Origin of the sequence: Crenobacter intestini, assembly GCF_004919095.1 — a bacterium.
GTDB classification, from domain to species: Bacteria; Pseudomonadota; Gammaproteobacteria; order Burkholderiales; family Chromobacteriaceae; genus Craterilacuibacter; species Craterilacuibacter intestini.
On the sequence record NZ_STGJ01000002.1, the window covers coordinates 240,286 to 260,625 of the forward strand.

Below are 20,340 nucleotides of genomic sequence, written 5' to 3' on the forward strand. Positions count from 1 at the left end.
GTCAGGCCGCGAGGTGTTCGCGCAGGCGCACGGCGAGGCCTTCGATGGTCGGTGACTGCCCGGCGCGCGCCGGGGCCGCCCAGATGGGGGCCGGGAAGTGTGCGTCGGCGGCAAAGCGCGGGATCACGTGCCAGTGCAGGTGCGGCACCACATTACCCAGGCTCGCCAGGTTGACCTTGTCCGGGTTCAGTACTTCGCGCACTGCGCGCTCGGTCTTCAGTACCCACTCCAGCAGGTAGCGCGCGTCCTCGGGCGCAAGGTCGGTCATCTCGCGCACATGCGCGTTCCAGATGACCCGGCAGAAGCCGGGGTAGCTGGCGTCGTCGACCAGGATCACGCGCAGGCGCTCGTCGCGGTACAGGATGTCGCCGCCTTCGCGGCAGAGTTCGCACGGTTGCATGGTCTCTCCTTCAGTGGGCTGGCCGATTGTACGCCGCCAGACGAGCCCAGGCATGACGTCTGCTATACTCGCCCGGTAGCAGGCACTCGCCCAACATGGGCATGACCTGCAAAACCGAGGTGTACCGTGAGTCTTGCCAACAATCTTTTGATCATCGCGTTGCTGATTGCGTGCAGCGCATTTTTTTCGGTGTCTGAAATCTCGCTGGCCGCGGCGCGCAAGATCCGCCTGCGCCAGATGGCCGACGACGGCAACGTCAACGCCTCTCGCGTGCTGCGCCTGCAGGAGCAGCCTGGCCACTTCTTTACCGTCGTGCAGATCGGCCTGAACGCTGTCGCCATCCTGGGCGGCATCTTGGGCGAGGCGGCGTTCACGCCGACTTTCGCCGCGCTGTTCCGGCTGGTGACCGACGCGCCGTGGGTGGGTGCGGTCAGCTTTGCCTGCTCCTTCATGCTGGTCACTTCCCTGTTCATCCTGATCGCCGACCTGATGCCCAAGCGGCTGGCGATGAATTTCCCCGAGGCGATCGCGGTGCGCGTGGTGCGGCCGATGCTGTTCTGCGTGCGGCTGCTGCTGCCCCTGGTGTGGTTCTTCAACGGGCTGGCCAACGCAGTGTTCCGCCTGTTCGGCGTGCCGCTGTCGCGCAAGGACGAGATCACCTCCGACGACATCTTCGCGGTGGTCGACGCCGGCGCCGAGGCCGGCGTGCTGCACAAGAGCGAGCACCAGGTGATCGAGAACGTGTTCGAACTGGAAAGCCGCACCGTCCCCTCGGCGATGACGCAGCGCGAGAGCATCGTGTTCTTCAGCCTCGACGAGCCGGCCGACAGCATCAAGGCGAAGATCTCCGAACAGCCGCATTCCAAGTTCCTGGTGTGCGACCACTCGATCGACAGCGTGATCGGCTACGCCGACTCCAAGGACATCCTGCGCCGGGTGTTGTCGGGCGAGCGCTTGTCGCTGAAGGAGCAGGGGATGATCAAGACGGTACTGATGGTTCCCGACACCCTGTCGCTGTCCGAGGTGCTGGAGCGCTTCAAGACCACCCGCGAGGACTTCGCCGTCATCCTCAACGAGTACGCGCTGGTCGTCGGCATCATCACGCTGAACGACGTGATGAGCACGGTGATGGGCGATTTGATCGGCCAGAACGTCGAGGAGCAGATCGTCAAGCGCGACGAGCATTCGTGGCTGGTCGACGGCATGACGCCGGTCGAGGACGTGCTGCGCGCGCTCGAACTGGACAGTCTGCCGGACGACGACAGCTACGAGACGGTCGCCGGCTTCATGATGTACATGCTGCGCAAGATCCCGCGCCGTACCGACTGCGTGGTATGGGAGGGCTACAAGTTCGAGGTGGTCGACATTGACAACCACAAGATCGACCAGATCCTGGTCACCCGCCAGGACGCGGCCGGCAAGCCTGAGCCAAGTTTGGCCTAGCGCAAGTTTTGCCTGCCATCCTTGCGCTAGAGTGGACGTTTTGCAGCGGAGACAAGCATGAGCGGTAACCCGCCTGAATTCCGGCCCGCTCCGTATTACGACGGGGTGCCGGACTATATGGTCGACGTCTACGACTGGGCGTACGTCAACCCCGCCAAGGCCAGGCTGCTCGACCGCAACATCGTGGTCAGCACTCTGCTGTTCCTCAACGACCAGCGGCTGATGCGCCGCTACCTTGCGCGCATCCGTCCGGGTAGCCGCGTGTGGCAGGTCGCCCATGTTTACGGCGACCTGGTGTCGCGCGCCGCGCAGGCGGTGGGCACGGACGGCCGTTTCGTGCTGACCGACATCACGCCGGTGCAGGTCGAACACGCGCTGAAGAAGCTCGCGCCTTATCCGCAGGCCGAAGTGGTGCGCGCCGACGCGTCGAGCTGGCAGGCCGACGCCCCGTTCGACCTGGTGTGCAGTTTCTTCCTCCTGCACGAGGTGCCGGACGAATTGAAGGCGGCCATCGTCGACAATATGCTTGCGCAGGTCGCGCCCGGCGGCGAGCTGGTGTTCGTCGACTACCACCGCCCGCGGCCGTGGCAACCGATCGGCTGGCTACTCAAGTACGTGAACCGCGTGCTCGAGCCGTTCGCCGAGGCGCTGTGGAACAAGGACATCGCCGACTACGCGACACGCAAGGACGATTTCGTGTGGCAGAAGGAAACCGTCTTCGGCGGCGTCTACCAGATCGTCCGCGTGCGTGCGCGCTGAGCGCTCCCTGGAAGATGAAAAAGCAAAGCCCCGCCTAGGCGGGGCTTTGTCGCGTGGGGCGTACGCTTACTTCTCGACGAAGGCGCGCTCGATCGCGTAGTGCCCGGGCTCGCCCATGCGGGGGCTCTCGACGTAGCCCATGCCGTCGAGGATGTGGCACAGGTCGTCGAGCATCGCCGGGCTGCCGCAGATCAGCACGCGGTCGTTCTCGGGGCACATCTGTGGCAGGCCGATGTCTGCACACAGCTTGCCCGAGGTGATCAGGTCGGTCAGCCGGCCCTGGTTCTGGAAGGGCTCGCGGGTGACGGTCGGGTAGTAGATCAGCTTCTCGCGCACGATGTCGCCGAAGAACTCGTTGTCCGGCAGCTCGCGGGTGATGAAGTCTTCGTAGGCGAGTTCGTTCTTGTAGCGCACGCCGTGGGTCAGGATCACCTTGTCGTAGCGCTCGTACACCTCCGGGTCCTGGATGATGGACATGAAGGGCGCGAGGCCGGTGCCGGTCGAGAGCAGGTACAGGTTCTTGCCGGGCAACAGGTTGTCCTGCACCAGCGTGCCGGTCGGCTTGCGGCTGATCAGTACGGTGTCGCCTTCCTTCAGGTGCTGCAGGCGCGAGGTCAGCGGGCCGTCCTGCACCTTGATGCTGAAGAATTCGAGGTATTCGGTGTAGTTGGCGCTGGCGACCGAGTACGCGCGCATCAGCGGCTTGCCGTTCACTTCTAGGCCGATCATCACGAACTGGCCGTTGATGAAGCGCAACCCTTCGTCGCGGGTGCAGGTGAACGAGAACAGCGTGTCGTTCCAGTGGTGGACGCTGAGCACGCGCTCGGCGGTCATATTGGATGGAATTGCCATGCGATGGTCACTCTCTTGTTCTTCGGTTCCGGCCGCGGCCGCATCGAGGGCATGTTAGTCGGCGGCAGCGGTGGCGAGAACGATTTGTTTTCGCTGAAATTATGATTTTGGGTTATTAAGCGGCGTGCGCTCAGGCGTTTTCCGCCTAAGGACGGGGTGTTGTCGCTGCGCCGCCACATAGGATATGCCTGTCCCCGCCGCTTGGCCATATTCAAGCCTATGTCATTTGTTGTGGCATGGTTTTTCTGCAGGCTGCACAGTACAAATGGAAGTGGGTGCTCTCGTGTTAAGCTGCAGGCTTTCCGCGGATTCTTGCCCGATGTCCCGCCCCGACGACGCCGCCCATCGCTTCTGGCGCTACGCCCTCCCTTCCATCCTCGCCATGCTGGTGACCGGCTGCTATGTGGTGGTCGACGGCGTCTTCGTCGGCCATTACGTCGGCCCGATCGGGCTTGCCGCGATCAACCTCGCCTACCCGCTGGTGATGGTGCAGGTCGGCGTCGCCGCCATGCTGAGCATGGGGGCGTCGACCCGCATCGCCTTGCTGCTGGGCGAGGGGCGGCACGCGGCGGCGGGGCAGGTGCTGGTGGCGGCCGCGCTGCTGGCGCTGCTGTTGGGCGGGCTGCTCGCGCTGGGGGGGCTTGTCTGGCTGGACGACTGGCTGCACCTGCTGGGCACCGGCGGGGACGCGGTACTGCTGGCCGAGGCGCGCGCCTATCTGGTCTGGATGCTGGGCGGCAGCCCCTTGCTGTGCGCGCAGATGCTGGCGACCTACCTGCTGCGCAACGACGGCCGGCCGCGGCTGGCGACAGGGCTGATGGTGGCGTCGACCCTGCTCAATATCGGCTTCGACTACTGGTTTGTCGGCGTGCTCGGCCACGGCCTCGCCGGTTCGGCGCAGGCATCGCTGATCGCGATGGGCGTTGTCGCCGCCGCGGGCATGCTCTATTTCGGCTCGGCGCGGGCCAGCCTGCGCCCGGTGATGGGGCGGATGGGCAAACTGCCGGCGCAGATGGCCGACATCGTGCGGCTGGGCGCGTCCAGCCTGCTGATGGAGCTGAACCTCGCGCTGGTGCTGTTCACGCACAACCAGCAGCTGCTGGTGTACGGCGGCACCGGAGGCGTCGCCGCCTACGCGGTCGCCGGCTACACCGAGATGGTGTTCACCCTGGTCGCGCACGGCCTTGCGTTGGGCATGCAGCCCTTGCTCGGGCAGGCGGTCGGCGGCGGGCGGCCTGACGAGGCGCGCGCGGTGCTGCGCTACGGGCTGTGCACGGCCGCTACGCTGGCATTTGGCGCATGGGCGGCGGTCCAGCTGTTTGCCGGCAGTATCGCCCGCCTGTATGTCGCTGCCGGCGATACGACACTGCTCGCGGCGAGCGCGCACGCGCTGCGCCTGCATCTGAGCGCGTTGCCGTTCGACGGTCTGGCGATTGTCGGCACCCTCGCCTTGCAATCAATGGCCGCGACGCGGCAGGCGCTCCTGCTGACGCTGGGCAAGACCTTGCTGCTCATGCCCGCGCTGTACGGCCTGCCCTTGTGGCTGGCGCTTGACGGGGTATGGCTGGCGATGCCGCTCGTCAATCTCGTGCTCGGCTGCGTGACGGCATCTTTGCTGTGGCGGCAGTGGCAAAGGCTGGGTGTGCCCGCGGCGCAGCCGCAGCCCGCCTGAAGCGTCAGGCTGTCAGGCCGGCGACGGGCAATACGCGTACCGGCGCGCCGGGGGTGTCGAGGTTCGCCCACACCCAGTTGCAGTGTTCGATCAGCGCGTCGCCGCCGACATGCGGCCTGTCCTTGCCGGCGTGCGCGTCGGCGACCACCGTCACCGCGTAGCCCTGCATCGCCGCGCTGCGCACCGTGCTGTCGACGCAGAAGTCGCTGGCGTAGCCGGCGATCCACAGCGAGTCGACCGACATTTCGTCAAGCGTCGCCTTAAGGGCTGTCCGGCAGAAGGCGTCGGCCGCTGTCTTGTGGACCACCGTGTCGGTCGCTTCGCGCGCGAGCGCGCCGTGCAGTTGCCAGGCGTCGCTGCCCGGCGCTAGCAGGCTGCCGGCCGGGCCGTCGTGCTGCACGAACAGCACCGGCATGGCGCGCGTGCGGGCGAGCGCGATGGCCGCGTTGAGCTGGGCGAGCAGCGACATCACGCGGGTGGCCGGCGGCGGGCCGGCTATCAGCCCCTGCTGGACGTCGATGATCAGCAGCGCTGCGCGTGGCGGGGTAGGCATGGTGTCTCCTCAATAGAAAATGGCCACCTCGCGGTGGCCATCGGGGTAGGCAGGCTCAGAGCAGCACGCGTTCGACGCCGCCGTTCCTCGCGTTGTCGACGTAGTCCTTCATCCAGTTCTCGCCCAGCACGTGGCGGGCGATCTCGACCACGATGTAGTCGGCCTCGGTGCCGGTGTCCGGGCTGTAGCGGGACAGGCCCTGCAGGCAGGACGGGCAGGAGGTGAGGATCTTCACCGGCTTGTCGGTCTCGCCCAGCGCAGCCAGACCCTTGTTGATCTCCTCTTCCTTGCGGAAGCGCACCTGCGTCGCGATATCCGGCCGCGCGGCGGCGAAGGTGCCCGACTCGCCGCAGCAGCGGTCGTTCAGCGCGACGTCCCCGCCCATCAGCTCGTTGACCACCTTGATCGGCTGGTAGGCCTTCATCGGCGTGTGGCAGGGGTCGTGGTACATGTACTTCTGCCCGGCCACCCCGTCCAGCTTCACGCCCTTTTCCATCAGGAATTCGTGGATGTCGACGATGCGGCAGCCCGGGAAGATCTCCTCGAAACGGTATTTGGCGAGCTGGTCGTAGCAGGTGCCGCAGCTGACCACCACCGTCTTGATGTCGAGGTAGTTGAGCGTGTTGGCGACGCGATGGAACAGCACGCGGTTCTCGGTGGTGATCGCGTCACCCTTGTCGGCGAAGCCGGACGCCGCCTGCGGGTAGCCGCAGCACAGGTAGCCCGGCGGCAGCACGGTCTGCACGCCGGCGTGCCACAGCATCGCCTGCGTGGCGAGGCCGACCTGGCTGAACAGGCGCTCCGAGCCGCAGCCGGGGAAGTAGAACACCGCCTCGGCGTCCTCGGCGACCTTGGGGTTGCGGATCACCGGCACCACGTTGGCGTCTTCCACATCCAAGAGCGCGCGCGCGGTCTTCTTGGGCAGGCCGCCCGGCATCGGCTTGTTGATGAAGTGGATCACCTGCGCCTTGACTTCGGGCTTGCCGACGGTGGCCGGCGGCTGCGCCATCTGCGCGCCGGCTAGGCCGAAGCGGCGGGCGAGGCCGGTGCCGAAGCGCTGCGCGCGGTAGCCCCACTCGATCACGCCCTTGCGCATCGCGCGGATGGTGGTCGGGTCCTTGGCGGTGAGGAAAGCCATACCGACGGCGGTGCCCGGGTTGAACTTCTTCTTGCCTGTCTTCCTCAGGAAGTTGCGCATCGCGACCGACACGTCGCCGAAGTCGATCTTCACCGGGCAGGGCTTCACGCAGCGGTGGCAGACCGTGCAGTGGTCGGCCACGTCCGACAGCTCCTCGAAGTGCTTGAGCGAGACGCCGCGGCGGGTCTGCTCTTCGTACAGGAAGGCCTCGGTCAACAGGCTGACGCCTAGGATCTTGTTGCGCGGGCTGTACAAGAGGTTGGCGCGTGGCACGTGGGTCGAGCACACCGGCTTGCACTTGCCGCAGCGCAGGCAGTCCTTGACCATGTCCGAGATCGCGCCGATGTCGGACGCCTCGAGGATCAGCGACTCGGCGCCCAGCAGTTCGAACGACGGCGTGTACGCCATCGACAGGTCCGCCCCCGGCAGCAGCTTGCCGCGGTTGAAGTGGCCGTTGGGGTCGACGCGTGCCTTGTAGTCGCGGAAGGGCTGGATCTCGTCGTCGGTCAGGAACTCGAGCTTGGTGATGCCGATGCCGTGCTCGCCGGAAATCACGCCATTCAGGCTGCGCGCGAGCGCCATGATGCGGGCGACCGCGCGGTGCGCGGCCTGCAGCATCTCGTAGTCGTCGGAGTTGACCGGCAGGTTGGTGTGCACGTTGCCGTCGCCGGCGTGCATGTGCAGCGCGACGAACACCCGGCTCCTGAGCACCTTCTGGTGCTGCTCGCGCACTCCGGCGACGATGTCGCTGTACGCCTTGCCGGAGAACAGCGTCTCCAGTTCGGCCAACAGCTCGCTCTTCCAGCTGACCCTCAGCGCGAAGTCGCGCAGCGCGACGAACACGCTGCTGGACGCCGGCAGTTCGCGCTCGAGGGGCGCCACCGGCCAGCGTGCGCGGTAGTCGGACAGCGGCGCGTCGAGGTTGTCCAGCAGCCACTGCCAGCGCTCGCGGGTATCGGCCAGCAATTCGAGTGCGTCGGCACGGCGCTCGCCGATGATCTCGTCGCTGGCGAGGTCGACGCCCTGCTTGTCGACAGGCAGCCGGCCGTGCAGCCAGTCGGCGAGCGTGTCGATCAGTTTCAGCTTGTTGCCGATCGACAGCTCGATATTGATGCGCTCGATGCCGTCGGAGTAGTCGCCCAGCCTGTCCAGCGGAATCACCACGTCCTCGTTGATCTTGAACGCGTTGGTGTGGCGGGCGATGGCGGCGGTACGCGAACGGTCGAGCCAGAACTTCTTGCGCGCCTCGGCGGTGACCGCGATGAAGCCCTCGCCGGTGCGCGCGTTGGCGAAGCGCACCACCGCGCTGGCGGCCTCGCCGACCGCGGCCTCGTCGTCGCTGACGATGTCGGCGATCAGCACCATCTTCGGGCGGCCGCGGCCCTTGGCCTTGGTCGCGTAGTCGACCGCGCGCACGTAGCGCCAGTCCAGATGCTCGAGGCCGGCGAGGCGGACGCCGGCGGCCAAGCCTGCGCCGTCGGGCTTGAAGTAGTCGGTGATCTCGACGATGGCCGGCGTCGCCTCGGCGACGGTGCCGAAGAACTCTAGGCAGACGGTACGGGTATGCGCCGGCATCTTGTGCAGCACCCAGCGGCAGCTGGTGATGATGCCGTCGCAGCCTTCCTTCTGCACGCCGGGCAGGCCGGCGAGGAACTTGTCGGTCACGTCCTTACCGAGGCCCACCTTGCGGAACGCGGTCCCCGGAATCACCAGCTCGCGCCGGTCGATCACGGTCTTCAGGTCGTCCTGCAAGCGGGTGACGCGGAAGGTCGCGGTGTCGACGTCGTGGATCTTGCCGTAGTTGTGGCCGATGCGTTCGATCTCCATCCACACGCCGTCGGCGTCGACCATCCGCCACGAGGCGAGGTTGTCGAGCGCGGTACCCCACAGCACGGCCTTCTTGCCGCCGGCGTTCATCGCGACGTTGCCGCCGACGCACGACGCCTCGGCCGAGGTCGGGTCGACCGCGAACACCAGGCCGGCGGCGGAGGCCGCCTCGGACACCCGCGCGGTGACCACGCCGGCGCCGCAGGCGATGGTCGCGTGGCGGCCCGTGAGCCCCGGCAACTCGATCATTTCCACGCCCTGGTGGCGGTCGAGCTTCTCGGTATTGATCACCGCACTCTTGCGGTCGAGCGGGACGGCGCCGCCGGTGTAGCCGGTGCCGCCGCCGCGCGGGATGATGGTCAGCCCGAGTTCGATGCAGCCGCGCACCAAGGGCGCGATCTCGGCCTCGTTGTCCGGGCTCAGCACCACGAACGGGTACTCGACGCGCCAGTCGGTCGCGTCGGTCACGTGCGAGACGCGGGCGAGGCCGTCGAACAGGATGTTGTCGCGGCGGGTGTGGCGGCCCAGCCGCTTGAGCACGCGGGCACGCAGGGCGCGCGTCTCGTCGAACTGCGTCTCGAAGCGCACCACCGCGTCGCGGGTGGCGGTCACCAGCGCGCCGACCTTCTCATTGCCCTCGCGGCGCTTCTCGATCTCGGACAGGCGGTGGCGCATCGCGCTCGCCAGCGCCGACAGGCGGCTGGGGTTGTCCAGCAGGTCGTCGACCAGGTAGGGGTTGCGGTCGACCACCCAGATGTCGCCGAGCACCTCGAACAGCATGCGCGCGGAGCGGCCGGTGCGCCGCTCGGAACGCAGGCTGTCGAGCAACTGCCACAACGGCTCGCCCAGCAGGCGGATCACGATCTCGCGGTCCGAGTACGAGGTGTAGTTGTAGGGAATTTCGCGCAGGCGGGGCTGGTCGGGGGCGTTCATCGGGCTACCGGTCAAGAACCATGGAATGCCATGATTCTAACGCATGTGCTGCAGCGCGATAAACGCCGATGACAAAAGGGAATTGCGCGGCGTCAGCCGCGGGTGCCGGCAAGGTGCGCGGCGAGCGCGACCGCCTCGAACAGGCTGCCCGGGTGGGCGCGGCCGCTGCCGGCCAACTCCAGCGCGGTGCCGTGGTCGACCGAGGTGCGCACGATGGGCAGGCCGAGCGTCACGTTGACGCCGGCGCCGAAGCTCGCGTACTTGAGCACCGGCAGCCCCTGGTCGTGGTACATCGCGAGCACCGCGTCGGCGCCTTCGAGCCTGGCAGGGTTGAACAGCGTGTCGGCCGGCAGCGGGCCGACGAGGTCCATCCCCTTGGCGCGCAGGCGGCGCAGCACGGGCTCGATCACGTCGATTTCCTCGCGGCCGAGGTGGCCGCCTTCGCCCGCGTGCGGGTTGAGCCCGGCGACCAGGATGCGCGGAGAGGCGATGCCGAACTTGTGCACGAGGTCGGCGTGCAGGATGGCGATCACCTCGGCGAGGCTGTCGGCGGTGATCGCGTCGGCGACCTCGCGCAGCGGCAGGTGGGTGGTCGCCAGCGCGACGCGCAGGCCGCCGCCCGCCAGCATCATCACGACCTTCCGTGTGCCGGTGCGCTCGGCAAGGTATTCGGTATGCCCGGAAAACGGCACGCCAGCGTCGTTGATCACACCCTTGTGCACCGGCGCGGTGACCATGCCGGCAAAGCGGCCGGCGACGCAGCCGTCGATCGCCGCGTCCAGCGTCGCGAGCACGTAGGACGCGCTGGCCGTATCGAGCACGCCCGGCCGGGCGGGCGCGGCAAGCGGCACATGCAGCACCTCAAGTGTGCCGGCGGGCGGCGGCGGGCTGTCCGGCTGCCAGTCGGCTAGCGGCACAGAGAGCCCGAGCGCTTGCGCGCGTGCGGCGAGCAGCGCGCGGTCGGCGACGAGCACGCAGCGCGCGCCGTGGTCGCGGCTCGCGAGCGCGAGCACCAGGTCGGGGCCGATGCCGGCAGGCTCGCCGGCGGTGACAGCCAGGGTCGGTCGCGTCCGCATGGCCTTAGTCGTCGCTCAGCTTGTCCTCGATATACGCCGAGTCCTTCAGCTGCTGCAGCCAGTCCTGGTACGCCTGTTCGGCCTTGCGCTGGCGGATTTCCTGCTTGACCGCGGCCTTCTCGCGCTCGCCGGAGACGTCCTGCGTGCGGGTGTTTTCCAGCCGGATCAGGTGGTAGCCGAACGGCGAGCGTACCGGCGCGCTGGTCTCGCCGGGCTTGAGCGCGAGCATGGCCCGCTCGAACTCGGGGACGGTGTCGCCCTTGTTCATCCAGCCGAGGTCCCCGCCTTGCGGCGCGCTGCCGTCCTCGGAGAAGCGGCGCGCGAGTTCGTCGAACTTGGCGCCCTGCTGCAGGCGGTCGCGTACCTGCTCGATGCGCGTACGCGCGTCGGCCTCGGAGACCGCCTCGTTGGTGCGGACTAGGATATGGCGGACGCGGTATTGCTCGACCATCTGCGGCGCCGAGCGGTCGCGCTTCTCGATCAGCTGGAACAGATAAAAGCCGGACGGCGTGCGCACCACGTCGGTGGTCTGGCCGGGCGCGAGCGCGTCGAGCAGGCCGACCAGCTCCGGCGGCAGCGCAGAGCTGCCGCGCCAGCCGATCTCGCCGCCGGCGAGCGCGTTCTTGGCGTCCGAGTAGCTGGCGGCGACCTGCGCGAACGGCTTGCCTGCGGCAAGGTCGGCCTGTGCGCGGCCGATCTTCTGGCGCGCGGCGTCGATCTGCTTGGCGTCGGCGCGTTCGGGGACGCTGACCAGGATGTTGGCGATGCGGTACTCGGCGCGCTTGGCGTTCTGCGCACTGGCGAGTACCTGCTCGACCTCCTGGTCCGATACATTGGCCTGGCTGCCGGCGACACGCTCGCGCAGCCGCTCGAGCAGCACTTCCTTGCGCAGGTTCTCGCGGAACACCGCGTAGTCGGTGCCGTCCTTGGCCAGCCGTGCGCGCAGGCCGGCTACGTCGGTACCGTTCTGGCGGGCCAGGCGGGAGACGACGTCGTCCAGTTCGCCGTCGCCGACGCGCACGCCGTTGCTGGCCGCGTACTGCAGCTGCAGCTTCTCAAGCAGCAACTGGTCGAGCACCTGGCGTTGCAGCACGGCGGCAGGCGGCAGCGGCACGCCCTGGCGCTTGAGGCCGGCTTCGACCTGCGCGAGGCGCGCGTTGACGTCGGAGAGGGTCACCGCGTCCTTGCCGACGACGGCGACGATGCGGTCGACGGTGGTGACGGCGGCACTGGCGGGCAGGGCGAAAACGCCCGCGAGGCAGGCGGCGATCAGGGTTCTTTTCATGGCGCGGTTCATTCGTTGGTCTTGCTGTATCCGGGGATGGCGAGGCGCAGTTTGTCGGCGACCGAGCCGGTGCTCGACAGGTCTTTGAGTTCGAGCTGGAACATCACGCCGGTCTTGAACTTGTCGATATCGGTCAGGTAGCGCTGGCCGACCATGCGGAAGGTCCAGCAGCCTGCGTTGTACTCGAAGCCGGCCAGCGTGTCGAACGCCTGTTTGGCGGCCAGCGAGTATTCGACGCGGCCGACACCGTACAACTGGCGGGTGATCGGCCACTGCGCGGCCAGCTCGACCTGGCGGGTCGGGTACTCGAAAGTCTGGCCGTTGATGGTGACCTGTTCGTCGCGGTCGTAGCGGTAACGCACGCTGACCGTCTTGCCGGCGGCCGGCTTGTAGTAGACGCCGACGTGGTACTTCTCGGTGCGGCTGTCTTCCGGGTTGTACTGGATCGCGCCGTCGAGGCGCCAGTCACGGGTGAGGTCGCCGCCGACGGTGGCGAGGATGTCGGAGACGTTGTCGCGGCTGCGTTCGGCTTCGCCCGGCAGCGTGACGCGGTCCTTCTCGAAATAGAAGCGCTGGCCGACGCCGACGCGCAGCCGCTCGAGGCCGCTCTCGTTGTCGATGTAGCGCGAGGTCACCGCCGCGGTCAGCTGGTTGGCTTCGTTGATGCGGTCCCAGCCCGAGTAGCGGTTCTCGGTGAACAGCTGCGTCCAGTCGAAGTCGGTGGTCGCGCTGTCGAAGTTGGGCAGCGCGCTCTGGTCGCGGTACGGGATGTTCACGTAGTAGAGGCGCGGCTCCAGCGTCTGCGTGTGCGCGTGGCCGGCAAACTCGGAGTCGCGCTCGAAGTAGAGGCCGGAGTCGACGCTGAAGGTCGGCGTGGTCACGGTCTTGCTGCGCTCGACCTGGCGGGTCGGATCGCTCGCGTAGCGCCAGGCGTCGAGGTCGTAGCGGCGGTAGTTGACGCCGACCTTGGGCTCGACGAAGCCCCAGCTCGCGTCGGCGCGCCACTTGACCTGCGGGTAGACCATCAGGCGGTTGCCTTCCTGCAGGTCGGGGTGCGAGAAGCGGGTCGCCTCGGAGAGGAGCTGCCAGCTGAAGCCGGCCGGCAGCGCCTGGCCGCCGTTAAGCTGCAGCTGTGGCAGACGCGCGTACGGGATCAGGTCGCCGCGCGCGTTGTCGATCAGCGTCTGGTAGCGCTGCGCGCGCAGGAACACGCTGCCCCAGCCGAGGTTGTAGCTGGTCCACGCCTGGCGCTCGAGGTTGTCGCTGGACACCTGCGCGAGACGGTCGCTGAAGTCGTCGAAGTAGTCGTTGTCCGACACGTAGCTACCGTTGTAGCCCCACGACCAGTTGCTCTCGAGTTGCTGCTGGTGCTGACCCTTCCACAGGTAGCGGTGGGTGTCGGTTTCCCGGTCGCTGATCTGCTCGGTGTACAGGGTGCCGGTGTAGCCGGGCTGAAGGTAGCGGAACTCGCCGCCGAGCATCAGGCCGCGCTTGGCGATGTAGCGCGGGAACAGTGTCGCGTCGTAGTTGGGCGCGATGTTCCAGTAGTAGGGCAGCGTGAGGTCGAGCCCGTCGCTGCCGGTGGAAACGGTGGGGAACAGCAGGCCCGACTTGCGCGCGCCGTCCAGCGGGAAGTCGATCCACGGCGTGTAGAGCACCGGCACGCCGCCCAGGTACAGCCGCGCGTTGCGCGCGACGCCGATATTGCTGCGGTAGTCGGCGTCGATGGTGGTCGCCTTCAGGTACCACGACTCGTCGCCCGGGTCGCAGGTGTTGGCGGTGGTGCGTTTTAGCTCGTAGTGCTTGTCGCCGAGGATGCGCAGCTTTTCGCTCTTGCCGCGCAGCACGCCGCCGCCCTGGTTGAACGCGAAGGTCGCCTCGTCAGCCTCGCCCTGCCGGCTTTGCATCGAGTAGTCGAGGCGCCGGCTGACGATGTCGCTGCCCGGTTGCGTCATCTGCACGCGGTCGCCGGCCTGCACCAGTTCGCCCTTGTCGACGTAGTAATCGAGCCAGTCCGAAGTGACTTTCTGCTGGTCGCGCACGGCGACGACGTTGCCGCGCGCCTTCAATTCCTTGTCCATCTGGCCGTCCATCGCGTCGGCGGTGACGGTCAGCGTGCCCGGCGGCAGGCCTTCGGCGAACAGGGGGGCTGCCGGGAACAGCAGGGCGACGGTGGCGGCGATGACGGTTGGGCGGAAGTTGGCTGGCATGTGCGTCTGGGGACGTGTGGTAAGCCCGGAAAATGAAGGTACAATCGCACAATTGTATCAATCTCGCAATGAAGCCACCATGCAGCGACTCGAAGCACTTAAAGCCTGGCTTGCCACGCTGTTTCCGGGGGAGGCGCTGACGGTCGAGTTTGCCGCCGCCGACGCCGACTTCCGCCGTTACTTCCGCGCGACACTCGCCGACGGCAGCACGCGCATCGTGATGGACGCGCCGCCGGACAAGATGGACACCGACCCCTACGTGCGCGTGCGCGAGGTGTTTTCCATGGTGCGGGTGCCGGAAATCATCGCGCGCGACCGCGAGCAGGGCTTCATGCTGCTCGAGGACTTCGGCCGCGTGCAGCTGATCGCCGCCCTTGAGCACGACACGCGTCCCGAGGTGCAGCGCGTGCTGCTGCTCGAAGCGATCGATACCCTGATCGAACTGCAGCAGGGCAGCCGCTCTGGCGTGCTGCCCGGGTACGACGCGGCCCTGCTGCGCCGCGAGCTCGACCTGTTCCCCGAATGGTTCGTCGGTCGCGAGCTGGGCAAGCCGTTCACCTTCGCGCAGCGTCAGGCGTGGGCCGGCATCTGCAACTTGCTGGTGTCGCGCGCGCTCGCGCAGGGCCAGGTCTACGTGCACCGCGACTATATCGTGCGCAACCTGATGCTGACGCCCGACCGCCCTGGCGTGCTCGACTTCCAGGACGCGGTGTACGGCCCGGTCAGCTACGACCTGGTGTCCTTGCTCCGCGATGCGTTCATTGAGTGGGACGAGGACTTCGTGATTGATCTGGTCGTGCGCTACTGGGAGAAGGCGCGCGCGGCGGGCCTGCCTGTACCGGCGAACATCGACGACTTCTACCGCGACTTCGAATGGATGGGCGTGCAGCGCCACCTGAAGGTCGCCGGCATCTTCGCGCGCCTTTACCACCGCGACGGCAAGGACAAGTACCGCCCGGAGATCCCGCGCTTCATCAAGTACCTGAAGCGCACCAGCCGCCGCTACGTCGAACTCGCGCCGCTCTACAGGCTGCTGGTCGAGCTGGTCGGCACCGACGCGACCGACGCCGAGCTCGGTTCGAGCTACCCGGTGCTCGGCGTGAAGGGTTGAACATGCGCGCGATGATCCTCGCCGCCGGCCGCGGCGAGCGCATGCGGCCGTTGACCGACCATTGCCCCAAGCCCCTGCTCGACGTCGGCGGCGAGCCGCTGATCCTCTGGCACATCCGCCGCCTGGCCGCGTCCGGCGTGCGCGAGATCGTGATCAACCACGCGTGGCTGGGCCGGCTGATCGAGGAGCGGCTGGGCGACGGCGCCGCGTACGGCGTTTCCATCCGCTACTCGGCCGAGGGCGACCGGGCGCTGGAGACCGCCGGCGGCATCGCCACCGCCTTGCCGCTGTTGGGCGACGCGCCCTTTCTAGTGATCAACGGCGACGTGCTCACCGACATCGACTTCGCCGCGCTGGCCGCACAGGCTGGCGCGCTCGACGGCGTGCACGCGCTCGCCCGCCTCGTGCTGGTCGGCAACCCCGCGCACAACGCCAAGGGCGACTTCGGCCTGCAGCCGGGCGGGCGCGTTTCGGCCGACCCGCTAGAGGGCACGGGGCTGACTTTCTCCGGCGTCGGCCTCTACCATCCGGCGCTGTTCGCCGGCATGCCGGCCGGCGAGCCGGCCAAGCTCGCGCCGCTATTGCGCGGCGCGATGGCGAAGGGGCGGGTCAGCGGCGAGCGCCACGACGGGCTGTGGCTGGATGTCGGCACGCCCGAGCGGCTTCTTGAAGCCGACGCGATCGCCCGGGCGCGGGCGTGAGCCGGCGCATCCTCGGCATTGACCCGGGCAGCCGCATCACCGGCTTCGGCGTGATCGACGTGGTCGGGCAGGAGCGCCACTACGTCGCCTCCGGCTGCGTGAGGACGCCACCCGGCGCGCCGCTAGCCGAGCGCATCCGCGTGCTGATGGCCGGCCTGCGCGACGTGATCACCACCTACCAGCCGACCGAGTCGGCGATCGAGCAGGTGTTCGTCAACGTCAACCCCGCCGCGACGCTGATGCTGGGGCAGGCGCGCGGCGCGTGCATCGCCGCGCTGGTCGACGCCGGCCTGCCGGTCGCCGAGTACACCGCCTTGCAGGTCAAGCAGGCGGTGGTCGGCCAGGGCAAGGCGCCCAAGGAGCAGGTGCAGTTCATGGTCGTCAACATGCTGCGCCTCTCCGGCACGCCGCAGGCCGACGCCGCCGACGCTTTGGCGGTGGCGCTCGCCCACGCCGGACACGCCGGTTTGCTTGCCGCCACCGGCGGCGCGCCGCGCAAGGTACGCCGCGGCCGCTTCGTCTGACCTTGCACGGGCGGCGCGCGCCGTCTGTGGCACAATGCTTGCCTCCAGTTTTCCATAAGGATGTCCCGCATGATCGGACGCCTGAGCGGTACCCTCGTCGAAAAGCAGCCGCCGCAGATCGTGATCGACGCCGGCGGCGTCGGCTACGAGGTCGACGTGCCGATGAACACCTTCTACCAGTTGCCGGCGACAGGTAGCCCGGTCTCGCTGTTCACCCATCTGGTGGTACGCGAGGACGCGCACCTGTTGTTCGGCTTCGCCAGCCGCGACGAGCGCGAGGCATTCCGCCGCTTGATCAAGGTGTCCGGCGTCGGCGCGCGCATCGCGCTGGCCATCCTCTCCGGCATGACCTGCGACGAGCTGGCGGTCGCGGTCGCCGCCGAGGACATCAAGCGCCTGTCGGCGGTGCCCGGCATCGGCAAGAAGACCGCCGAGCGCCTGGTGCTCGAGTTGCGCGGCAAGCTCGCCACCGGCGCGCTGCTCGCCACGCCGGGCGGGCTGCCGCTGGCGACCACCCCGGACGAGAAGTCCGACATCGTCTCGGCGCTGCTCGCGCTCGGGTACAACGAGAAGGAGGCCGCCGCCGCGGTCAAGCCGCTACCCGCGGACGTCGGCGTGAGCGACGGCGTGCGCCTCGCGCTTAAGAACCTGATGAAAGGCTGACAGCATGGCCAACGTCGCGGTATTGATCGACGCGGACAACGTCTCCCCCAACTGGATCGAGGACGTGCTCGAAGAGGCCGGCAAGCTGGGCGTGCTCGCGCTCAAGCGCGTGTACGGCGACTTCAGCAAGCACGACAAGGCGTGGCGCACGCTGTGCGCGCGCTTCGCGATCCACCCGATCCAGCAGTTCCCCAATACCAAGGGCAAGAACGCGTCCGACATCTCGATGGTGATCGACGCGATGGACCTGCTGCACTCGGGCCGCTTCCAGAGCTTCTGCCTGGTCTCCAGCGACAGCGACTTCTCGCGCCTGGCGACCCGCCTGCGCGAGGACGGCATCGAGGTGTGGGGCTTCGGCGAGGAGAAGACCCCGGGCGCCTTCGTCAACGCGTGCAGCAAGTTCGTCTACGTCGAGGTGCTGGCCGAAGAGGCCGAGCCCGAGTCGGAGGCGGTGAAGCCGGAAGCCGGCAAGGCGCCCGAGGCGCCGCAGCGCGTGTTGCGCCCGCTCGACAAGAAGCTGCGCGCGCAGTTCAAGAAGGCGATCGAGGCCTCGGGCGACGACGAGGGCTGGGCGGACCTGGGCGGCGCGAACAGCCTGCTCGGGCAGTGGATGCCGGACTTCGACCCGCGCAACTACGGCTACCGCAAGATTTCCGAACTGGTCGAGAAGTCCGGCTGGTTCGAGGTGAAGAAGGCGGCGCAGGGGCGCGGCGGCGTGTCGATCCGCCTGAAGGCCGGCAACGGCAAGAAAAAGTAGGCAAAGTTGGGTGGGTTAGCCAAGTAGGGGCGTCACCCACCAGCGGGCTGCCCTTGGTGTGGGTGATGCGTTGCGGCCTTGCCTGCAGCGCTTGCCCCTTGTGGTGGATTACGGCCTGCGGCCTAACCCACCCTACCTCACTGTTCCTCATCAAGGGCAGCTCATGCGTCTGTGTCAGGAACCCGATGATAGAAACCGATAACCTCAGCGGCGGCGCGCCCAAGCGCATCGTCACCCAGCAAACCGTCTCCAGCCAGGAGGAGGCGCTCGAGCGCGCGCTGCGCCCCAAGCTGCTCGACGAGTACGTCGGGCAGAAGAAGGCGCGCGAGCAGCTGGAGATCTTCATCGAGGCGGCCAAGAAGCGCGGCGAGGCGCTCGACCATGTGCTGCTGTTCGGCCCGCCGGGCCTGGGCAAGACCACGCTCGCGCATATCGTCGCGCGCGAACTGGGGGTGAACCTAAGGCAGACCTCGGGGCCGGTGCTCGAGCGCGCCGGGGACCTGGCCGCCTTGCTGACCAACCTCGAGCCGCACGACGTGCTGTTCATCGACGAGATACACCGTCTAAGCCCGGTGGTCGAGGAAATCCTCTACCCGGCGCTCGAGGACTACCAGATCGACATCATGATCGGCGAGGGGCCGGCGGCGCGCTCGGTGAAGATCGACCTGCCGCCGTTCACGCTGATCGGCGCGACCACCCGCGCAGGCATGCTGACCAACCCGCTGCGCGACCGCTTCGGCATCGTCGCCCGCCTCGAGTTTTACAGCGCCGAAGAGCTGACCCGCATCGTCAGCCGCTCGGCGCACCTGCTCGACGTGACCATGGGCGAGGACGGCGCGTTCGAGGTGGCCAGGCGTAGCCGCGGCACGCCGCGCATCGCCAACCGCCTGCTTAGGCGGGTGCGCGACTACGCCGAGGTACGCGCCGACGGCGTGGTCAGCGCACAGGTGGCCGACGCCGCGCTGGCGATGCTCGACGTCGACCCGGCCGGCCTTGACGTGATGGACCGCAAGCTGTTGCAGGCCATCCTCGAGAAGTTCGGCGGCGGGCCGGTCGGCCTCGACAACGTCGCTGCCGCGATCGGCGAGTCGACCGACACCATCGAAGACGTGATCGAGCCCTACCTGATCCAGCAGGGTTACCTGCAGCGCACGCCGCGCGGGCGGATGGCCACCGCGCTCGCCTTCACCCACTTCGGCCTGCCGCTGAGGGAGGGCTGACATGCAGCGGCTGATCATCAAGACGGGCTCGGCCCTGCCTGCGCTGCGCGAACGGCTCGGCGACTACGAGGACTGGATCGCCGCCGGGCTGGGGGAGGGCGGCTGGCGGGTGGTCGACGCGACGGCGCTCGAAGCGTTGCCGCCGCCCGCCGCGGTCGCCGGCGTGGTGGTGACCGGCTCGCCGGCCATGGTCAGCGACCGTGCGCCGTGGAGCGTGGCGCTGGCGACCTGGTTAAAGGCTGCGCACGCGGCGGGCGTGCCGCTATTGGGCATCTGCTACGGCCACCAGTTGCTGGCCGACGCGCTGGGCGGCGAGGTCGGCTACCACCCGGCGGGGGCGGAAGTCGGCTTTGCCCGCGTAGAGCTCACCGCCGCCGCCGGCGCCGACCCCTTGTTCGGCTATCTGCCGGCGTCGTTCGACGCGGCGGTGATCCACTGGCAGAGCGTGCTGCGTCTGCCGCCGGGCGCGGTACGCCTGGCCGGCAACGATTTCGAGCCCAACCACGCGTTCCGGGTCGGTGAGAGCATCGGCGTGCAGTTCCATCCGGAATTCAGCGCCGAGGCGATCCGCGGCTACCTCGGCTTGCTGGCCGAACGCCTCGCCGGCGAGGGGCTGGACGCCCGTAGCCTTGCCGCCTACCCGGACGACCTCACCGCCGCCGCCGGCTTGCTGCGCCGTTTCGCGGCGCGGGTGCGCGACGGCGTGGCGCGACCGGCGTAGAATCCCGTTGAGATTTTTAATTTGCTAGGGGTAAACGTATGTTTTATGCGCTACTCGGAGCGACCCTGCTGGTCGCCCTGCTGACCTCGCTTGCGACCGCCAAGTTCTTCGACGGCGCGGTCGGCAAGATCCTGTCGCGCATCGTCGGTGACGAGCTGGCCGACCCGTGGCGGCGTTACCTGCGTTTCGCGGTCGTGGTCGTCGGCGTATCCGGCGGCGTGCGGCTGTGGGAGCTGGAAAAGTACGTGACCGCCAGCCGCGAGTCGGCCGCGCTGGAGCTGAACGGCATGCGCTGGACGCTGGAAATCTACCGCACGCTGATCGAGACCCTGCAGTCGATCGCGTGGGTGATGCTGCTGTTTTTCCTCGCCGCGATGATCGCCTACGTGATCGTGCGCGCGATCGAGATGCGGCAGGACCATCGCTGAGCATATCAGGCCGTCCGACAGGCGTCCCGCGAGCGGGGCGCTTTTTTTGCGCGTTTAGCTTCGCATT

Annotated in this window: 18 protein-coding genes; 11 read left to right on the plus strand and 7 right to left on the minus strand. The window is 67.9% G+C overall.

What is annotated here, in order from left to right; translation table 11 throughout:
* Nucleotide 1: 1 nt before the first annotated feature.
* On the minus strand, nucleotides 2-400 hold the full coding sequence (locus tag E5K04_RS03715; protein WP_136551563.1) for an HIT family protein: 399 nt from the start codon (nucleotides 398-400) through the stop codon (nucleotides 2-4).
* Between the two features lie 126 nt (nucleotides 401-526).
* Between E5K04_RS03715 and E5K04_RS03720 the strand changes: the two genes are divergently transcribed.
* Together E5K04_RS03720 and rquA are read left to right on the plus strand one after the other, a co-directional pair.
* Nucleotides 527-1,843 (plus strand): hemolysin family protein, encoded by a 1,317-nt coding sequence (locus tag E5K04_RS03720; RefSeq protein ID WP_136551564.1) that lies wholly within the window; start codon nucleotides 527-529, stop codon nucleotides 1,841-1,843.
* A gap of 57 nt (nucleotides 1,844-1,900) precedes the next feature.
* Nucleotides 1,901-2,602 (plus strand): rhodoquinone biosynthesis methyltransferase RquA, encoded by a 702-nt coding sequence (gene rquA, locus E5K04_RS03725; protein WP_136551565.1) that lies wholly within the window; start codon nucleotides 1,901-1,903, stop codon nucleotides 2,600-2,602.
* A 66-nt stretch (nucleotides 2,603-2,668) separates the two neighbouring features.
* On the opposite strand, the gene E5K04_RS03730 is transcribed toward rquA, so the two are convergent.
* The gene (locus E5K04_RS03730; RefSeq protein WP_136551566.1) at nucleotides 2,669-3,454 is read right to left on the minus strand and encodes a ferredoxin--NADP reductase; all 786 of its coding nucleotides are present in this window, start codon (nucleotides 3,452-3,454) and stop codon (nucleotides 2,669-2,671) included.
* A gap of 319 nt (nucleotides 3,455-3,773) precedes the next feature.
* On the opposite strand from E5K04_RS03730, the gene E5K04_RS03735 reads away from it, so the two are divergent.
* A complete protein-coding gene (locus tag E5K04_RS03735) occupies nucleotides 3,774-5,126 on the plus strand; it encodes an MATE family efflux transporter (RefSeq protein WP_168929147.1) in 1,353 nt (450 codons plus the stop codon).
* A gap of 4 nt (nucleotides 5,127-5,130) precedes the next feature.
* On the opposite strand, the gene E5K04_RS03740 is transcribed toward E5K04_RS03735, so the two are convergent.
* The 5 genes from E5K04_RS03740 to E5K04_RS03760 form a co-directional block, all read right to left on the minus strand.
* Nucleotides 5,131-5,679, minus strand: coding sequence for a cysteine hydrolase family protein (locus tag E5K04_RS03740; RefSeq protein WP_136551568.1), 549 nt, complete (start codon nucleotides 5,677-5,679; stop codon nucleotides 5,131-5,133).
* Between the two features lie 55 nt (nucleotides 5,680-5,734).
* Nucleotides 5,735-9,577 (minus strand): DUF3683 domain-containing protein, encoded by a 3,843-nt coding sequence (locus E5K04_RS03745; protein WP_136551569.1) that lies wholly within the window; start codon nucleotides 9,575-9,577, stop codon nucleotides 5,735-5,737.
* A 92-nt stretch (nucleotides 9,578-9,669) separates the two neighbouring features.
* The gene (gene pdxA / locus E5K04_RS03750) at nucleotides 9,670-10,653 is read right to left on the minus strand and encodes a 4-hydroxythreonine-4-phosphate dehydrogenase PdxA (RefSeq protein ID WP_136551570.1); all 984 of its coding nucleotides are present in this window, start codon (nucleotides 10,651-10,653) and stop codon (nucleotides 9,670-9,672) included.
* A 4-nt stretch (nucleotides 10,654-10,657) separates the two neighbouring features.
* Nucleotides 10,658-11,938: a peptidylprolyl isomerase gene (locus E5K04_RS03755; protein WP_136551571.1), complete on the minus strand. Its 1,281-nt coding sequence runs from the start codon at nucleotides 11,936-11,938 to the stop codon at nucleotides 10,658-10,660.
* 8 nt (nucleotides 11,939-11,946) lie between these two features.
* A complete protein-coding gene (locus tag E5K04_RS03760) occupies nucleotides 11,947-14,148 on the minus strand; it encodes an LPS-assembly protein LptD (RefSeq protein WP_136551572.1) in 2,202 nt (733 codons plus the stop codon).
* A gap of 79 nt (nucleotides 14,149-14,227) precedes the next feature.
* Between E5K04_RS03760 and amgK the strand changes: the two genes are divergently transcribed.
* The 8 genes from amgK (at nucleotide 14,228) to E5K04_RS03800 (ending at nucleotide 20,273) form a co-directional block, all read left to right on the plus strand.
* Nucleotides 14,228-15,259: an N-acetylmuramate/N-acetylglucosamine kinase AmgK gene (gene amgK, locus E5K04_RS03765; protein ID WP_136551573.1), complete on the plus strand. Its 1,032-nt coding sequence runs from the start codon at nucleotides 14,228-14,230 to the stop codon at nucleotides 15,257-15,259.
* A gap of 2 nt (nucleotides 15,260-15,261) precedes the next feature.
* Complete coding sequence (gene murU, locus E5K04_RS03770) at nucleotides 15,262-15,960, plus strand: N-acetylmuramate alpha-1-phosphate uridylyltransferase MurU (protein ID WP_136551574.1); 699 nt, start codon at nucleotides 15,262-15,264, stop codon at nucleotides 15,958-15,960.
* Nucleotides 15,957-16,484: a crossover junction endodeoxyribonuclease RuvC gene (gene ruvC, locus E5K04_RS03775; protein WP_136551575.1), complete on the plus strand. Its 528-nt coding sequence runs from the start codon at nucleotides 15,957-15,959 to the stop codon at nucleotides 16,482-16,484. Before murU ends, ruvC begins: the two co-directional genes overlap by 4 nt.
* A 69-nt stretch (nucleotides 16,485-16,553) precedes the next feature.
* Nucleotides 16,554-17,147 carry a Holliday junction branch migration protein RuvA gene (gene ruvA / locus E5K04_RS03780; RefSeq protein ID WP_136551576.1) on the plus strand — a complete coding sequence of 198 codons (594 nt, stop codon included), beginning with the start codon at nucleotides 16,554-16,556 and terminating at the stop codon, nucleotides 17,145-17,147.
* A gap of 4 nt (nucleotides 17,148-17,151) precedes the next feature.
* The gene (locus tag E5K04_RS03785; protein ID WP_136551577.1) at nucleotides 17,152-17,904 is read left to right on the plus strand and encodes an NYN domain-containing protein; all 753 of its coding nucleotides are present in this window, start codon (nucleotides 17,152-17,154) and stop codon (nucleotides 17,902-17,904) included.
* 185 nt (nucleotides 17,905-18,089) lie between these two features.
* Nucleotides 18,090-19,124, plus strand: a complete 1,035-nt coding sequence (ruvB, locus tag E5K04_RS03790) for a Holliday junction branch migration DNA helicase RuvB (protein ID WP_136551578.1) — start codon at nucleotides 18,090-18,092, stop codon at nucleotides 19,122-19,124.
* A 1-nt stretch (nucleotide 19,125) separates the two neighbouring features.
* Entirely contained in the window at nucleotides 19,126-19,845 is a 720-nt protein-coding gene (locus E5K04_RS03795) for a glutamine amidotransferase (RefSeq protein ID WP_136551579.1), read from the plus strand.
* A 38-nt stretch (nucleotides 19,846-19,883) separates the two neighbouring features.
* The gene (locus E5K04_RS03800) at nucleotides 19,884-20,273 is read left to right on the plus strand and encodes a hypothetical protein (RefSeq protein WP_136551580.1); all 390 of its coding nucleotides are present in this window, start codon (nucleotides 19,884-19,886) and stop codon (nucleotides 20,271-20,273) included.
* Nucleotides 20,274-20,340: the final 67 nt, after the last annotated feature.

Bases quoted from the DNA above. Each gene is read 5' to 3' on its own strand.
- ruvA (WP_136551576.1), top strand. From the start codon at position 16,554: ATGATCGGACGCCTGAGCGGTACCCTCGTCGAAAAGCAGCCGCCGCAG.
- E5K04_RS03800 (WP_136551580.1), top strand. From the start codon at position 19,884: ATGTTTTATGCGCTACTCGGAGCGACCCTGCTGGTCGCCCTGCTGACC.
- rquA (WP_136551565.1), top strand. From the start codon at position 1,901: ATGAGCGGTAACCCGCCTGAATTCCGGCCCGCTCCGTATTACGACGGG.
- pdxA (WP_136551570.1), bottom strand. From the start codon at position 10,653: ATGCGGACGCGACCGACCCTGGCTGTCACCGCCGGCGAGCCTGCCGGC.
- E5K04_RS03760 (WP_136551572.1), bottom strand. From the start codon at position 14,148: ATGCCAGCCAACTTCCGCCCAACCGTCATCGCCGCCACCGTCGCCCTG.
- amgK (WP_136551573.1), top strand. From the start codon at position 14,228: ATGCAGCGACTCGAAGCACTTAAAGCCTGGCTTGCCACGCTGTTTCCG.
- E5K04_RS03755 (WP_136551571.1), bottom strand. From the start codon at position 11,938: ATGAAAAGAACCCTGATCGCCGCCTGCCTCGCGGGCGTTTTCGCCCTG.
- E5K04_RS03730 (WP_136551566.1), bottom strand. From the start codon at position 3,454: ATGGCAATTCCATCCAATATGACCGCCGAGCGCGTGCTCAGCGTCCAC.
- E5K04_RS03745 (WP_136551569.1), bottom strand. From the start codon at position 9,577: ATGAACGCCCCCGACCAGCCCCGCCTGCGCGAAATTCCCTACAACTAC.
- E5K04_RS03795 (WP_136551579.1), top strand. From the start codon at position 19,126: ATGCAGCGGCTGATCATCAAGACGGGCTCGGCCCTGCCTGCGCTGCGC.
- E5K04_RS03740 (WP_136551568.1), bottom strand. From the start codon at position 5,679: ATGCCTACCCCGCCACGCGCAGCGCTGCTGATCATCGACGTCCAGCAG.
- murU (WP_136551574.1), top strand. From the start codon at position 15,262: ATGCGCGCGATGATCCTCGCCGCCGGCCGCGGCGAGCGCATGCGGCCG.
- E5K04_RS03715 (WP_136551563.1), bottom strand. From the start codon at position 400: ATGCAACCGTGCGAACTCTGCCGCGAAGGCGGCGACATCCTGTACCGC.
- ruvB (WP_136551578.1), top strand. From the start codon at position 18,090: ATGATAGAAACCGATAACCTCAGCGGCGGCGCGCCCAAGCGCATCGTC.
- E5K04_RS03735 (WP_168929147.1), top strand. From the start codon at position 3,774: ATGTCCCGCCCCGACGACGCCGCCCATCGCTTCTGGCGCTACGCCCTC.
- E5K04_RS03785 (WP_136551577.1), top strand. From the start codon at position 17,152: ATGGCCAACGTCGCGGTATTGATCGACGCGGACAACGTCTCCCCCAAC.